The organism is Maricaulis sp., assembly GCF_039978735.1.
In the GTDB taxonomy this organism is placed as follows: domain Bacteria; phylum Pseudomonadota; class Alphaproteobacteria; order Caulobacterales; family Maricaulaceae; genus Maricaulis.
The window spans coordinates 113,442-127,734 of sequence record NZ_JBDWAS010000014.1; the positions used below are offsets into that span (position 1 = coordinate 113,442).

The following is a 14,293-nucleotide window of genomic DNA, read 5'->3' on the forward strand; positions in this document are numbered from 1 at the left end:
GCTAGAAGGTGTATTTCGTCGACAGTGTGAAACGCGACAGCGTGCCGGTCCGGCCGTCTTCGGTCTCGCGTTCGCCGACCAGGACTTCTGCGCCTACCGTCACGCCGGGGGCGATGTCGGTCATGTAGTTGGCAAAGCCGGACTGGACACGGCGGGTTGCCGGGGTGCCGTCGAGCCAGTCCGGGTGATCCGCCTCCAGGCGGGAATAGCCCAGATTGAAGCGCCCGGTTTCGCCGGTCTGCCGGCGCAGGGCGACATAGCCGCCAAGCACGGGGATGGCCTCGAGCTCACCATCGGGAGCGATCGCGGCCGCGTTGACGGCGTTGAGACCGATATACCGCCCCACGCCTTCGCCGACCGTCATGCTGCCGCGCAGATCCGTCCGGTCGCCCAGACGGATGCGGCCGCTGGCCGACAGGCCCCAGCCGGCGGTTTCCGCTTCGCCGGACGGGCCGGAGAGATTGCGGGCCAGGGCGGCAAGGGAGAGATTGCCGAAAGAGCCGCTGCGATTGTAGCGCAGCACCAGATCGGGCAGGGCATTGTCGCCATTGTTGATCCGGCCGCCGGTCGTTGCCGTGAGCGTGGTGTCCGGGTTTTCCAGCGCGACCTGCCAGTTGCCGCGCGTGTAGCGCAGCTGCGCCTGCCGCACGAAGATCATGCCGTCCGAGGCCACCAAGAAGCTGACGCTTTCCGGTATTGCCGCTGTGTTCTGGAAGGTCGACCAGTCCTGGCCGAAGCGCCAGCCATCATGCTCGACCCAGGCCACGCGCAGGCGCGGATTGTAGGAATTGGAAACCCGTTCATCGCCGCCGGGCGAGCCGAGGAAGTCCATCTCGATCCGCCCGCGCACATCCCCGCGATCCGTTGGGGTACGGGCCGCCAGGAAGAAGCGCGAGGCCTTGGCTGTAAAGTCGGTCACCGCGTCGCCGCCGGTTCCGCCGACAGGCGTCGCGCCGGGGATGTAGAAGTCCCGGGCGATCGATCCGGGCGCAATACTGCCATCGGAGATGTCGCTGACATGGGCGTCGGCATCGACAAAACCGCCCATCTCGATCCGGCCTGCCGTGGTTGCAAAGCCCGCCGGATCTGCGCTGCGCACGGGAGCGGGGCTGGCTGGCGCGGCGAGGCGGACGACACCGTCTTGCGGTGCATCCTGGCCGGCCGCCGTGGCGTCCAGGTCGGCGCGCAGCTCGGCGACCATGGCTTCGAGCGCAGCAATCCGTGCTTCCAGCTCGGCCCGGTCATCGGCAAGTGCAGCACCCGGGACAAAGCAGGCCAGGACAGCGGTAAGCCCGGCAAGGCGCAGGGCGGGGACGAGAGATGACATGGCGTGTTCCTGCTTGTTGGGCGGCAAGGCGGGCATCAGGCTGCCGCGACATCGGCGAGGAAAGCTTCCATGGCCTTGCGCAGGGCTTCCGCGTTCGAGGCGACATCGTCGGCGGCTTCACCGACCTGGCCGGAGGACTGCATCGTCGTCTCGGCCGACCCGGACACGTGATTGGCACTGTTGGCCGCGCTTTGCGTTCCGTCCGCGGCCGACTGGGCGTTGCGGCTGATCTCCGAGGTGGCTGCGCCCTGCTGCTCCACGGCAGCAGCAATGGCCGCCGTCGTGCTGGACGCCGTCGCCATGGCTGCGCTGATCGCATCGATCGCCCGCGCGGCCTCAGTCGCTGCAGTCTGGACAGCCTCGATCTGGCTGGTGATTTCGCTGATCGCGCCGCTGGTCTGGTTGGCCAGTGACTTCACCTCGCTCGCCACAACGGCAAACCCCTTGCCGGCTTCACCGGCCCGTGCTGCCTCGATGGTCGCGTTGAGTGCGAGCAGGTTCGTTTGCTCGGCAATGTCAGAAATCAGGCTGACGACCGTGCCGATGCGCTGGCCCGCCTCGTTGAGCGCGGCGACCTTGGCATTGGTCTGTTCGGTCATGTCTGCCGTATCGGAAACCGTCTTCGCCGTGGAGGCGACATTGCTCATGATCTCTTCGATCGAGGCGGACAATTCTTCCGATGCGGCGGCAACCGTCTGGACGTTGCTGGATGTCTCGCTGGACTGACGGGCTGCATTCGTTGCCTGCGACAGCGTATCGGAAGTCACCTCCTGCAGCGCGCGGGAGGCATCGCGCAGGGTTCCGACATTGTCCGAGACACGCTGAAGAAGCGACTGGCTGGTTTCCCGGAACTCGCGGATGAAGCCGTCGACCCGTTCCTGGCGGGCAAGTCGTGCCGCCTGGTCCGCCGCAGACTTCTCCTCGAGCTCGCGGCGTTCCAGCATGCCCTTGCGGAAATGCTCGACCCGGCGGGCCATCATGCCGATCTCGTCCTTCCGGCCGGCCTCCTCGATGGCGTGTTCCAGTTCTCCACCGGCCAGGCGGTTCATGGTTTCGCCGAGATTGGACAGCGGAGCCAGGATCGAGCGTGTCAGGCCCAGGAGAATGGCGGTCAGGATACCGCCGAAGGCGAGTAGGGTCAGTCCGGCCTCAATCAGCTTGTTGCGCATCATGGCGTGAATGTCGTCGACATAGATGCCGGTTCCGACGATCCAGCCCCATCCGTCGAAGCCCTCGACGAAGGTCATTTTGGGGGCCGGTTCTGTCTCCCCCGCGCGCGGCCAGCTGTAGCGCACCATACCGGAGCCTTCGGCACGGGTGATATCAACCATTTCGACGAAGAGGCGGACGCCGTTGGGGTCCTCCATCCCGCTGCCGTCCGTGCCGTTCAAGTCGGGGCGGAAGGGGTGCATGACGAAATGGGCCCGTTCGTCGATAATGAAGAAATACTCATTGCCCCGATATCGCATCGACTCGATCAGCGCGGCGGCTTCAGTCCGGGCTTCGGCGGGCGTGAGTTCTCCGCTGTCGACGCGAGCCTGCTGTCCTGCCAGCACGGAAATCGCGTTGTCGACGAGGCTTGCGAGCTCGGTCTGGCGCTGGCTGAGAAGGCTGCGATAGGTGGAATACGCATTCCACCCCATCATGAGGGTCGAACCCAGAACGACGGTGGCAAGAATGACCGCCATCTTGGTCTTGATCGTCATCGACTGTGCCATGCGGCACCCCCTGTCTGACTGCTCGGGGATGTCCGCCCCGGGCAGAACTACGTCCAGGGTCCAGATGACGACGAGGCTGTGTACGAAAGGTTATCCGAAATCGCGGCGTGTGGCCGGCCAACTTCGCAGGACAGAGATTGTCCTGACAAATCAGCCGCTAATCACAACGTCTGGACGCAGTCATATGTTATGAACGCGCGCAGGAAGCCGCTTGAAGCGGCCTTGTGCGGTTACGCCACGGCGTCGTCCCGGTCCACCGTCGAAGCCGTGCTATCGGGATTGCTGACCACGTCCATCGGGGCCGGGCGGCCGAGATAATAGCCCTGGCCTTCGTCGCAGGCCTCGCTGCGCAGGAGGTCGAGCTGTTGCACGGTCTCGATGCCTTCGGCGAGCACCGGAATGCCCAGGCTCTTGGCCAGCGCCAGGATGGCGCGCACCACGGCCAGCGAACGGTGATCGTGCTCGAGTTCCTCGGTGAAGGACTTGTCCAGCTTGATCTTGTCGAAGGGGAAGGTGCGCAGGATATCCAGCGAGGAATAGCCGGTACCGAAATCGTCGAGCGCGACGGACACGCCCAGCGCCTTGATCTGCCGCATGATGTGCAGGGACTGAACCCGGTCCTTGATGACGGCGGTCTCGGTCAGCTCGATCTCGAGGCGGGCCGGCGGCAGACCGGTTTCCATCAGGATCTGGTGGATCTGCTGCGGCAGGCCGGTATGGGTCAGCTGCACGGCGGAGAGATTGACCGCGATCTTGTGCGGCTCGGACCAGCGCATGGCCTCTTCGCAGGCGCGGCGCAGCACCCATTCGCCCAGCGGCAGGATCAGGCCGTTGGCCTCGGCCAGCGGAATGAAATCGTCCGGACCGATGCGTCCGCGCGTCGGGTGGGTCCAGCGCAGCAGTGCCTCATAGCCGCGGATGTCGCCGGTGCCGATCGCGGTCTGGACCTGGTAGTGCAGCTGCAGCTGGTCGGTCTCGATCGCCTCGCGCAGATCGCTCGCCAGCGCGCGGCGCTCGCGCACCGCTTCGCCCAGCCCGGTATCGTAGAAGCAGACATCCTGCAGCGGGTCGACCTTGGCCTTGTACATCGCCAGATCGGCATTGCGCACCAGCGTGTCGCGGTCGCTTCCGTCCTGCGGGTAGACGGCAATGCCCAGGCTGGCACCGGTCGCCGACTTGTACTCGCCGAACACGACAGGGTCGTTGAACAGGCTCTCGATCGCCTCGACGCGTTCCTGCAGGCCGATGCGCGAGTCGGTGCGCAGGACCACGCTGAATTCGTCACCGCCCAGGCGGGCTGCGAAATGCGTGCTGCCGACAAAGCCCTTCAGGCGATTGGCCAGGGTGCACAGCACGGCATCGCCGGCTTCATGGCCCCACACATCGTTGATTTCCTTGAAGCGATTGAGATCGATCCCGATCACCGCCACGCCGCCATCCTCGGCTTCGGCCAGCCAGTCATCCAGGCAGGCATTGAAGCTGGTGCGGTTGGGCAGGCCGGTCAGCGGATCGTGCAGCGCCATGTGGCGCAGGCGTTCGTCGGAGCTTTCGCGCACGCGGGTGTCGATCAGATAGCTCGACATGCCGGTGCCGACGATCACCAGGCCGGCAACCGCGATCGACAGCGCCATGGCGCGGAAGGCCGCGCTGTCGGCGCCGTGCTCGATCCCGGCCAGCGGCGTGACTTCGAAGGCGGCCATGCCGGTGAAGTGAAGCGCGACGATGGCGAGCACGAGAATACCGGCCGGCGCGTAGGACATCGCGCCCGTGGTCCAGCGTTTCACGCCCATGAAGGCGAGGGCGGTCAGCGTCACCGACAGGATGATGGAGGCGGTGATATAGGCCTGGTCCCAGGAGACCAGCCCGTCGACGCGATAGGCGAACATGCCGGTGAAATGCATCGCCGCGATGGCCAGGCCGAACACGGCGCCGCCCAGCGGGTTGGCCAGCCGGCCCAGCGGGGCGGTCGACAGCAGGATGCCGATGCCTGTGCCGGCAATGGCGATGATCATCGAGATGACGGTCAGGGCGGCGTCGAAGCTCACGGGGACGCCGGGCTGATAGCCCAGCATGGCGATGAAGTGTGTGGTCCAGATCGAGGAGCCGGCACAGACGGCGGTCAGGAACTGCCAGCCCAGGCGTTCCGGCGTGGCCTCGCTCGCCGCGGCGCGGCGGCCCAGCCGCAAGGTGGCGAAGGAGCCGATGACACACATCGCCGCTGCCAGAAGCACCAGCCAGAGATTATGTTCCGTGAAAAGACAGGTAATCACCCGCATGACCAACCCCAACTTTCTTTTTTGGTCGCGCTATGGGGCGGTTTGTCGCAGCGGCATATTGATATTTCGTGTCTGGAAGTCCTCAATTTGATTGGGGATATTGGCTTTTCTCACATGCGCGCACGACAGCGTCTCCGGGCGCATCGGCGCCGGAGGGCGGGCATTGCAGACGACCCTTCGGGGTATCCGGTATCTAATATGGGTACGAGAAGTCCCGCAGGATCGTCTGCAACCCGGTGAAGCCGATTAAGAAGCCGGCCGATCGTGCCCGCCTCAGCGCCACCCGCTCCGCAACGCCTGTGCACCGGCGACAGCGGACCGTGAGGTGATTATGCGCGGTCTTTGCAGGGTGGGGATAAGATCGGGGTTATCCCCGCTTGCGGGTCAATCCTTGCTTGCCCGAGCCTGTGCGAAAGCCCGGCGGACGGCGTCTTCGCCACTGCCGGCGGCGAGTTCGCCGGTCCGGGCCTGCGCGATGCCGGTTTGAAGCCGGTCACGCAGTACGGCAAGTTCCGCTTCCTCGGCTTCCAGAAGCCGAAGGCCGGCCCGCATGGCTTCCGAGGCATTCTGGAAGCGTCCTGATGCCACCAGCCGGTCAATCAGGCCGGACTGGGCTTCGGTCAGAACGACATTGCGTGTGGCCATGAGGCGCTCCTTTGTCAGTGTGGCAATATATGCCAATGCGGGGCCGGGCGGCAGATCCCTGCCTGGTGCCGGCCTCGCCAAATGCGACAATTCCGCGATGTCGCACCCCGCCCCCTTGCCTCCTTGTCGAATCCGGACTAAAGCCGCGCCGCAAGCAGCAGAAAGGAGTCTCCCATGGAGATTCGCGAAGGTCTCACCTTCGACGACGTGCTCTTGCAGCCCGGCCCGTCCGAAGTTCTCCCCGCCGACGCCAATGTGTCCACCCGCATCGCCAGCGATGTCGGGCTGAACATTCCCGTGATGGCCGCCGCCATGGACACCGTGTCCGAAAGCGGCATGGCGATCGCCATGGCCCAGGCCGGCGGCCTGGCGGTGATCCACCGCAATCTCACCATCGCCGAGCAGGCCGAAGAGGTCCGCCGGGTGAAGCGGTTCGAGAGCGGCATGGTGGTCAATCCGGTGACGATCTCGCCGGACGCGACGCTCGCCGATCTGCGCGCCCTGATCGCCCAGCACCGGATTTCCGGCATTCCCGTCGTGGAAGGCAATGGCAATGGTCTGCCGGGCAAGCTGGTGGGCATCATCACCAATCGCGATGTGCGCTTTGCCGACGACCCCAACGAGAAGGTCGGCAATCTGATGACGCGCGATGTGGTGACGGTGCGCGAGGGCGCCTCCCAGGACGAGGCGCGCGCCAAGCTTCACAAGCACCGGATCGAACGCCTGCTGGTGGTCGATGACCAGGATCGCTGCATCGGCCTGATCACGGTCAAGGATATGGAAAAGGCCCAAGCCCACCCGATGGCCGCCAAGGACGCCCAGGGGCGTCTACGCTGTGCGGCGGCCACGACGGTCGGCGATAGCGGTTTCGAGCGCTCTGTGGCCCTGATGGAAGCCGGCGTGGACGTGGTGGTGATCGATACCGCCCACGGCCAGAGCAAATCGGTGCTCGACCAGGTCACCCGGGTGAAGAAAGCCTCCAGCGCCGCCCGTGTCGTCGCCGGCAATGTGGCGACCTATGACGGTGCCAAGGCGCTGATCGATGCCGGTGCGGACTGCGTGAAAGTGGGGATCGGGCCGGGCTCGATCTGCACCACGCGCGTGGTCGCCGGTGTCGGTGTGCCCCAGCTCACCGCGATCATGGATGCCCGCCGTGCAGCCGAGGGTTCCGATGCCTGCATCATCGCCGATGGCGGGATCAAATTCTCCGGCGACATGGCCAAGGCCATCGCGGCCGGCGCGCATTGCGTGATGATCGGCTCGCTGCTGGCCGGCACGGAAGAAGCGCCGGGCGAGGTCTTCCTCTACCAGGGCCGGTCCTACAAATCCTATCGCGGCATGGGTTCGCTGGGTGCGATGGCGGCCGGGTCTGCCGACCGCTATTTCCAGAAGGATACCGAGCGCATGAAGCTGGTGCCCGAAGGGATTGAAGGCCAGGTGCCCTACAAGGGTCCGGTTGGTCCGATCCTGCACCAGATGGTGGGCGGTTTGCGTGCGGCCATGGGCTATACCGGTTCGCGCACGATTGCCGATCTGCACAGCCGCGCGCAATTCGTGCGCATTACGAATGCGGGCCTGCGCGAAAGCCATGTGCACGACGTGAAGATCACACGCGAAGCGCCGAACTACCCGACCACGAGCTAGTCTCCTGGCGCTGCCAAAACCGGTGTATGGCAGCCATCCATTGCGGATGGCTGTCGTTCGCCGGAAAGCCTGCCTAGGGTCGCGCAGGGCCGCCGGACGTGCGGCTGCAAAAGGGGAGTGATGCAATGAACACGGCTTTTCTCTATCCGGTCCTGGTGCAGGTGGCGCTGACCTTCGCGCTGGTGATTGCGACCGGGCTGACCCGGACAGCCGCTATCCGGCGGGGCGAGGTGAAAGTGTCCGAGGTGGCGCTGGGGCAGAAGGCGTGGCCGAAACGGTCGATGCAAGTCTCCAACGCCTACCAGAACCAGCTGGAAACGCCGATCCTCTTCTATGCCGGCGTGCTGTTTGCGGGCGTGTTCGGCGTTGCCGGAGATCTCCTGCTCACCCTGGCCTGGATCTGGGTCGGATTGCGCATCGTGCATGTCGCGATCCACATCACCACCAACCACATGCTGCACCGTTTCGCGGCCTTCCTGGCAAGCGTGCTCGTGCTGGCTGCATTCTGGGTCTTCATGGCCATCGAGGTGCTGACCCGATGATGCAGGACCAGCCGCCGCTCGATCTGTCGAAAGATGTGCTCTTCCTGCTGACCGGCCAGTGGGATGACGCCGATGGCGGTCCCTGGTTGTGCGCCGATTGCTGCACGATGGAGGGCGCGCTCGCGGTCAATCCGCACTGGGTGGATGCCATCACCCTGGTGCGCGTCGACTATGCCCGGCCGCGGGCCGAGATCGTCGCCCTGCTGGACGCCGACCACCAGAACGCGCCGACCCTGATCCTCGCAGGGGACACAGTGGCGCACGAGGAGCCGGAGGCCGTGGTGAACGGCCTTCGCATCTTCACCGATCCCAAGACGATCTGCCGCCAGCTTGCAGCCACCCATAGCGGTGCCCGGCCGAAATAGCGCTCCTGCGCGCGGCACTGTCCGGCGTGTCCCGCTTGCGCTAGGGAAGGCGCCCTTTTGATCCGGCGCTTTGCGCCGGACGACTTCCCCGTTATGCCGGGACGTCAGATGCACAGGATCGCACCCCATGAGAGACGGCGCCCGTATTGCTGCGGCCATTGAAATCCTCGACACGCTGACGCGTCAGCACCAGCCGGTGAAGGACGCCGTGCGCGATTGGGGCAAGGCGCACCGCTTTGCCGGATCCGGCGACCGGGCCTGGATTGCGGGCCTCGTGCTCGACGCGTTGCGGCACCAGGCATCGATCGCCCATGCGATGGGTGAGGGTTCGGCCCGGGCGCTCGCCCTGGGTACGGTCGGCCGCATCTGGGGACTGTCCGCTGACGAGATCGACGCCCTGTTCGAGGGCGACGAGCACGCGCCGGAACCGCTGAGCGAAGCGGAACGGGCAGGCCTTGTCCGCGACATTTCCGATGCCCCGCTCCACGTGCGGGCCGATGTGCCCGAATGGCTGGAAGAGAGCCTGCTGCGCGCCTTCGGCGATGCGGCGGCGGAGGAGGGGCATGCCCTCTCTTCGCGGGCTCCGGTCGATCTGAGAGTGAATGAACTGAAGGCGGATTTCGACAAGGCTTTCAAGGAAGTATCCTCGAAACTCAAAGCGGCTGAAAATACCCCTCTGGTGCGCTCGGGTATTCGCATTGCCCAGCGCGATCCGCGGGGCAAGGCCGCCGCCGCCGAGAGCATTCCCGCCTATGGCAAGGGCTGGGTCGAGGTGCAGGATGCCGGCTCCCAGCTGGCGGCACTGGCCGCCGGAGCGCGGCCGGGCCTGCAGATACTGGACTATTGCGCCGGTGCAGGCGGCAAGACGCTCGCCCTGTCAGCGCTGTTGATGAATACCGGCCAGGTTCACGCCTGGGATCTGGACTGGCGCCGGCTGCGGGCCATCTGGCCGCGCCTGAAACGGGCGGGATCGCGCAATGTGCAGGTTCATGATGGCAATGAAGACAAGGCTTTGTCCGAATTTGCTGAGAAAATGGATGTCGTGTTCTGCGATGCCCCCTGCACCGGAACCGGCACCTGGCGCCGGCGGCCCGATGCGAAATGGCGTCTCAAACCCGCGGCGCTGGAAAAGCGCATGGCCGAGCAGGACACGGTGCTGGACCGCGCCTGGCGCTATGTGAAGCCCGGCGGCCGTCTGGTCTATGTCACCTGTTCGGTCTTGCCGGAGGAAAACGGCGACCGGGTCACGGCCTTCCTCGATCGCACCGATGCGTTCAAACCGGTTCCGGCGCTCGATGTGATCGAAGCCAGCGGCCACCTCGCCGAAGGCGCCCGCGCGATGCTGGAGCCCTGCGTCGGCGAACACGGCGCAATCCAGCTCTCGCCCGGCCGCACCGACACTGACGGCTTCTACATCTGCGTGATGGAGCGGGTGGGGTAGGCTGGCGGCTTTGGCGCCACCCGCTTCATCCTGCCCCTTGATGGGGCAGGGGGACCGCGCCGAAGGCGGGGTGGATGGGGTGGGAGCAAGGTGTTTCCGGCTACACACTCAAACGGCCACTACCGGGTTTCACCCCTTCCGTCCGGCTGCGCCGGACACCTTCCCCATCAAGGGGAAGGATGGGTCGGTGCACTAGCCGCGCACCTTCCGGCGGCGTCCCGGAGCCGGAGCCGCCGCATAGCCCAGGGCGTCCAGCCGGGCCCGCACCTGCGGCGTGACCTGCGCGTCGAGCGCCGCGCCGGCACCGATGCGGCGCTGGGTCAGGGCTGAATTGATCAGGGGCAGGCTGTCGCGCTCCAGCCCCTTCAGCTCCACAGGCCGGCCGGCGAAGTGGAGCATGGCGGGTTCATAGCCCAGCCCGAGGAAGGCCGTCAGCGCGGTCAGCGTGGCCTTGGGCCGTTTGACCAGATCCTCATAGCGCACCCGGTGGATCCGGCCGGCCAGGGCCTGTTCGGCGCGCAGGCCGATCCCTGTGAGATCGAACCAGTATTTCAGCGCGGCATCGGGCCGGCTGACATGCGGATAGGTCTGGCCGTTGGCATCGCGCCAGTCGCGTTCGAGCAGCGAGGCGGCGACATCGCGCCCGTCGCGCACGACATGGATGAACTTCGCTCGCGGCAGCAGGCGCCCGAGCTGTTCGAATGCCGCAATGTTGAGCGAGGTCTTCTCGATCAGCACGCGGCGCGGATCGGCCGCCAGCGGCACTTCGAACAGGCCCGTCAGCAGGTCTGCCATGGCCTGGCGCATATCCTCGGCCTGGAGGTCGAAATCGCGCGCGTGCAGATCGCCCAGCTGGCTGGCGAAGGCCTGCCATTGCATGGCGATGGCGGGCGGCAGGCCGGTATCCGGTCCGCAATGGATGCGGCTGTGCGGCTCGACCAGCCGGCGCAGAAGGGTGAGGCCGGAGCGCGGACAACCGCCGGCAAAGACCAGGCGCTGACCGTCGCCGGGGGCGGGGTCAGCCGGCTCAGGCATAGCCGAGCGTACGCAGGACGCGGCCGGCAACGGCGTCGATCTGTGCCAGCTGGCGGTCGTCGAGATCGCGCTGCCAGCGTCCGATCGCCGAGGCGTCGATCGGCTGGGCGACGCGTTCGGCGCTCGACTCGGTCGAGCCGGCATCGCGGTCAAAATGGCGGGCGTGATCGAGGGCACGGGCTTTGGCGGCCGCGTCTTCACCGAGTTTGTCGAACAGCCGCTCGATCTCGTTCTCCGGATCGGTCACAAGGCGCTCGTAGCGCAGTTCCAGATAATTCGGATCGTCATGCATGCGGGCGCCGGCCTGGACGCTGTGCACCCAAAGCTCGGCGGCCGCCCCGGCATCCTGCGTGATCGCCATCGGCCGCCCCTTGCTGTCGCGCCAGTCCATCGAAAGAAGCGAGGCCACGACATCGCGCCCGTCACGCACAATCCCGATCAGCGGGCTGTCCGGGAAGAGCCGGCGCAGTTGGCTGAAGTGCAGGATGTTGGCCGGCGTCTTCTCGGCTACGCGCGCGCCGGTACGGACGTGCAAGGGCGACAGAAGTGTGTCGATCGTCTTTGCGAACCGGGCATTCAGCGCATCGGCATCCAGACCGTAGTCGGTCGAGAGAACGTCGAGATGGGAGGTCTCGATCTGCTCTGCCAGGTGGCATAACGCCGGGATGACCCGCATCTCCGGCCCGCAGACGATATTGCGGCTGGCATTGACGATGGCGCGCAGGAGGGTGGTGCCTGAGCGGGGCGCGCCGCCGATGAAAATCGGAGATTTTCCAACTGCATACTGCATCGCGCCGCATCCCTCGCTGTGACGAGAGTGGGGCGTCTACTATAACGGGCGGCTATCCGGTAAGTTAAACTAATTCAATGTATTACAGAGGTGTAATGCAATTACTCCCGCTCGAACACCAGTGACGCTGTCACAGGGACCACCGGTGTGATCGAGGGCAGGCCGGCCAGGCCCTGAAGCGTGGCGAGACCGTCTGCCAGGCCGAAATCATCGACATGGAGCAGGACCGGTTGCGCGGTTTCCACCAGCACGCGCTCGCCATTGAGATCGGTCACGGTAACCTCGGTCTCGACCGGCAGGCTGACGCCGTGCAGTTCCAGCGTGCCCTGCAGCGGCAGGGTGGTGCGCTGGCCCGGTTCCAGGCCGGTCAGGGCCGCAAGATCGATCTGCGCTGTCAGCCGGGCCTGCGGATACTCGCCTGTCTGGAAGAAATGTTCCCGCATGCGCTCATTGCGGATATCGATGCCGGTTTCCACACTGTCCAGCGCGATCAGGAGTTCGGCCGTTCCGTCCTCGGCAACCGAACCCGTGAGGTTCGTGAAATGATGCGTCTCGGCGATCTCGCCGGACTTGATGGAGACGAAGCCGACCGAGGAGGTCGCGCTGTCGAGCTGCCAGTCATTGCCCTGAGCCGCGGGCTGGGCGCAGGCCGCGAGGATCAGAGCGGCGGGAAGAAGGGCGTGGCGAAACCGGCGCATGAGAGTCTCCAGATTGCGAATGCGGGCGCCCTATAGGTGAAGCCCCCGGAGCCCGGGATCAAGGGAAACCGGGCCGGGCGCCGGGAAAACATCTGCCCGGTTGCATACGGGGCGCCCGTGCCCTCTAGCCATTTTGCCCGTTACGCGCTATCCGGCCGCATGCTGAACCTCGACTCGGCCCTTTCCTCACAATTTGACCTCCGGGAGGCCTGCGCCTGCAGGCCCGTGCGCGCATGACCGACGATATTATCGACCAGAACCACCAGAAACTCCTGATCATCGATTTCGGTAGTCAGGTGACCCAGCTGATCGCCCGCCGCGTGCGCGAAAGTGGCGTCTATTGCGAGGTCCACCCTTATAATCGCGCCGACGCCGCCTTCATCGACGATTTCGACCCCAAGGCGATCATCCTGTCCGGCTCGCCGCACTCGACGCACTGGGACAATTCCCCGCGCGCCGATGACAGCGTCTTCACCCGCGGCCTGCCGGTGCTGGGCATCTGCTATGGCGAGCAGACCATGTGCGCCCAGCTGGGCGGGGCGGTGGAAGCTTCGGACGATCGCGAGTTCGGCCGTGCCGACATCACCCTGATCGAGGACAGCCCGCTGTTCGAGGGCTTCGGCCCGGTCGGTCATGAGGAACGCGTCTGGATGAGCCATGGCGACCGGGTCTCCGCTCTGCCGCCGGGTTTCAAGGTGATCGCGAAATCGGGTCATGCCCCGTTTGCCGCCATCGCCGACGAGGACCGCCGTTTCTACGGTGTGCAATTCCACCCGGAAGTGGTTCACACGCCGCGCGGCGCGGCCCTGCTGCGCAATTTCACCCACACGATTGCCGGCCTGACCGGCGACTGGTCGATGAAGTCCTTCAAGGACGAGGCGATCGCCAAGGTGCGTGCCCAGGTCGGCGACAAGAAAGTTATCTGCGGTCTCTCCGGCGGTGTCGACAGCTCGGTCGTGGCCGTACTGCTGCACGAGGCGATCGGCGACCAGCTGACCTGCGTCTTCGTGGATACCGGCCTGATGCGCCTGGGCGAGGCGGACGAGGTGGTGACCCTGTTCCGCGAGCACTACAACATCCCGCTCGTCCATGCCGATGAGGAGAAACTTTTCCTCGAGGCGCTGGACGGCATCGACGATCCGGAAAAGAAGCGCAAGACGATCGGCAAGCTCTTCATCGACGTCTTCGAGGCCAAGGCAAAAGAGGCCGGCGGCGCCGACTTCCTCGCTCAGGGCACGCTCTATCCGGACGTGATCGAAAGCGTCAGCTTCGATGGCGGCCCTTCGGTCACCATCAAGTCGCACCACAATGTCGGCGGCCTGCCGGAGCGCATGAACATGCAGCTGGTCGAACCGCTGCGTGAACTGTTCAAGGACGAGGTGCGCGCGCTGGGCCGCGAGCTGGGCCTGCCGGAAGCCTTTGTCGGCCGCCATCCCTTCCCGGGGCCTGGCCTGGCGATCCGCATTCCCGGCGCCGTCTCCAAGGAAAAGGCCGACATCCTGCGCAAGGCCGACGCCATCTATATCGACGAGATCCGCAAGGCAGGCCTCTATGACAAGATCTGGCAGGCCTTCTCGGTGCTGCTGCCGGTGCGCACCGTCGGCGTGATGGGCGATGAGCGCACCTACGACCACGTCCTGGCCCTGCGCGCGGTGACGTCGGTCGACGGCATGACCGCCGACTACTACCCGTTCGAACACGATTTCCTCGGCCGGGTGGCGACGCGGATTATCAATGAATGCCGCGGCGTGAACCGGGTGGTCTATGACGTCACGTCCAAGCCGCCGGGGACGATTGAGTGGGAGTAGGCAC

Annotated in this window: 12 protein-coding genes; 5 read left to right on the top strand and 7 right to left on the bottom strand. The window is 65.6% G+C overall.

Features of this window, described 5'->3' with window-relative positions; all coding sequences use genetic code 11:
- Nucleotide 1 precedes the first annotated feature (1 nt).
- From ABJO18_RS04180 to ABJO18_RS04195, 4 genes are all read right to left on the bottom strand, one after another.
- Nucleotides 2-1,327: a DcaP family trimeric outer membrane transporter gene (locus ABJO18_RS04180; RefSeq protein WP_348507354.1), complete on the bottom strand. Its 1,326-nt coding sequence runs from the start codon at nucleotides 1,325-1,327 to the stop codon at nucleotides 2-4.
- A 35-nt stretch (nucleotides 1,328-1,362) separates the two neighbouring features.
- Nucleotides 1,363-3,045 carry a cache domain-containing protein gene (locus ABJO18_RS04185; RefSeq protein ID WP_348507353.1) on the bottom strand — a complete coding sequence of 561 codons (1,683 nt, stop codon included), beginning with the start codon at nucleotides 3,043-3,045 and terminating at the stop codon, nucleotides 1,363-1,365.
- A 230-nt stretch (nucleotides 3,046-3,275) separates the two neighbouring features.
- Nucleotides 3,276-5,321, bottom strand: coding sequence for an EAL domain-containing protein (locus ABJO18_RS04190; RefSeq protein WP_348515743.1), 2,046 nt, complete (start codon nucleotides 5,319-5,321; stop codon nucleotides 3,276-3,278).
- A 384-nt stretch (nucleotides 5,322-5,705) separates the two neighbouring features.
- On the bottom strand, nucleotides 5,706-5,966 hold the full coding sequence (locus tag ABJO18_RS04195; protein ID WP_348508909.1) for a type II toxin-antitoxin system ParD family antitoxin: 261 nt from the start codon (nucleotides 5,964-5,966) through the stop codon (nucleotides 5,706-5,708).
- A gap of 174 nt (nucleotides 5,967-6,140) precedes the next feature.
- Here ABJO18_RS04195 and guaB point away from each other — a divergent pair, with 174 nt between their 5' ends.
- From guaB to ABJO18_RS04215, 4 genes are all read left to right on the top strand, one after another.
- Nucleotides 6,141-7,610 (top strand): IMP dehydrogenase, encoded by a 1,470-nt coding sequence (gene guaB, locus ABJO18_RS04200; RefSeq protein WP_348515744.1) that lies wholly within the window; start codon nucleotides 6,141-6,143, stop codon nucleotides 7,608-7,610.
- 125 nt (nucleotides 7,611-7,735) lie between these two features.
- Complete coding sequence (locus ABJO18_RS04205) at nucleotides 7,736-8,152, top strand: MAPEG family protein (RefSeq protein ID WP_291884411.1); 417 nt, start codon at nucleotides 7,736-7,738, stop codon at nucleotides 8,150-8,152.
- Nucleotides 8,149-8,517, top strand: coding sequence for a DUF3088 family protein (locus tag ABJO18_RS04210; protein ID WP_348506380.1), 369 nt, complete (start codon nucleotides 8,149-8,151; stop codon nucleotides 8,515-8,517). The genes ABJO18_RS04205 and ABJO18_RS04210 overlap by 4 nt, the downstream gene beginning before the upstream one ends.
- Nucleotides 8,518-8,644: 127 nt before the next feature.
- Nucleotides 8,645-9,958: an RsmB/NOP family class I SAM-dependent RNA methyltransferase gene (locus ABJO18_RS04215; protein WP_348506378.1), complete on the top strand. Its 1,314-nt coding sequence runs from the start codon at nucleotides 8,645-8,647 to the stop codon at nucleotides 9,956-9,958.
- A gap of 192 nt (nucleotides 9,959-10,150) precedes the next feature.
- On the opposite strand, the gene ABJO18_RS04220 is transcribed toward ABJO18_RS04215, so the two are convergent.
- From ABJO18_RS04220 to ABJO18_RS04230, 3 genes are all read right to left on the bottom strand, one after another.
- Nucleotides 10,151-10,993 carry a sulfotransferase gene (locus tag ABJO18_RS04220; RefSeq protein WP_348506376.1) on the bottom strand — a complete coding sequence of 281 codons (843 nt, stop codon included), beginning with the start codon at nucleotides 10,991-10,993 and terminating at the stop codon, nucleotides 10,151-10,153.
- On the bottom strand, nucleotides 10,986-11,783 hold the full coding sequence (locus tag ABJO18_RS04225) for a sulfotransferase (RefSeq protein ID WP_348506374.1): 798 nt from the start codon (nucleotides 11,781-11,783) through the stop codon (nucleotides 10,986-10,988). The genes ABJO18_RS04220 and ABJO18_RS04225 overlap by 8 nt, the downstream gene beginning before the upstream one ends.
- A gap of 101 nt (nucleotides 11,784-11,884) precedes the next feature.
- Nucleotides 11,885-12,481, bottom strand: a complete 597-nt coding sequence (locus tag ABJO18_RS04230) for a YceI family protein (protein WP_348506372.1) — start codon at nucleotides 12,479-12,481, stop codon at nucleotides 11,885-11,887.
- Between the two features lie 233 nt (nucleotides 12,482-12,714).
- Between ABJO18_RS04230 and guaA the strand changes: the two genes are divergently transcribed.
- Complete coding sequence (guaA, locus tag ABJO18_RS04235; RefSeq protein ID WP_348506371.1) at nucleotides 12,715-14,289, top strand: glutamine-hydrolyzing GMP synthase; 1,575 nt, start codon at nucleotides 12,715-12,717, stop codon at nucleotides 14,287-14,289.
- Nucleotides 14,290-14,293 lie beyond the last annotated feature (4 nt).

Coding starts and splice junctions, on each gene's coding strand:
- ABJO18_RS04180 (WP_348507354.1), bottom strand. CDS start 1,327: ATGTCATCTCTCGTCCCCGCCCTGCGCCTTGCCGGGCTTACCGCTGTC.
- ABJO18_RS04185 (WP_348507353.1), bottom strand. CDS start 3,045: ATGGCACAGTCGATGACGATCAAGACCAAGATGGCGGTCATTCTTGCC.
- ABJO18_RS04190 (WP_348515743.1), bottom strand. CDS start 5,321: ATGCGGGTGATTACCTGTCTTTTCACGGAACATAATCTCTGGCTGGTG.
- ABJO18_RS04195 (WP_348508909.1), bottom strand. CDS start 5,966: ATGGCCACACGCAATGTCGTTCTGACCGAAGCCCAGTCCGGCCTGATT.
- guaB (WP_348515744.1), top strand. CDS start 6,141: ATGGAGATTCGCGAAGGTCTCACCTTCGACGACGTGCTCTTGCAGCCC.
- ABJO18_RS04205 (WP_291884411.1), top strand. CDS start 7,736: ATGAACACGGCTTTTCTCTATCCGGTCCTGGTGCAGGTGGCGCTGACC.
- ABJO18_RS04210 (WP_348506380.1), top strand. CDS start 8,149: ATGATGCAGGACCAGCCGCCGCTCGATCTGTCGAAAGATGTGCTCTTC.
- ABJO18_RS04215 (WP_348506378.1), top strand. CDS start 8,645: ATGAGAGACGGCGCCCGTATTGCTGCGGCCATTGAAATCCTCGACACG.
- ABJO18_RS04220 (WP_348506376.1), bottom strand. CDS start 10,993: ATGCCTGAGCCGGCTGACCCCGCCCCCGGCGACGGTCAGCGCCTGGTC.
- ABJO18_RS04225 (WP_348506374.1), bottom strand. CDS start 11,783: ATGCAGTATGCAGTTGGAAAATCTCCGATTTTCATCGGCGGCGCGCCC.
- ABJO18_RS04230 (WP_348506372.1), bottom strand. CDS start 12,481: ATGCGCCGGTTTCGCCACGCCCTTCTTCCCGCCGCTCTGATCCTCGCG.
- guaA (WP_348506371.1), top strand. CDS start 12,715: ATGACCGACGATATTATCGACCAGAACCACCAGAAACTCCTGATCATC.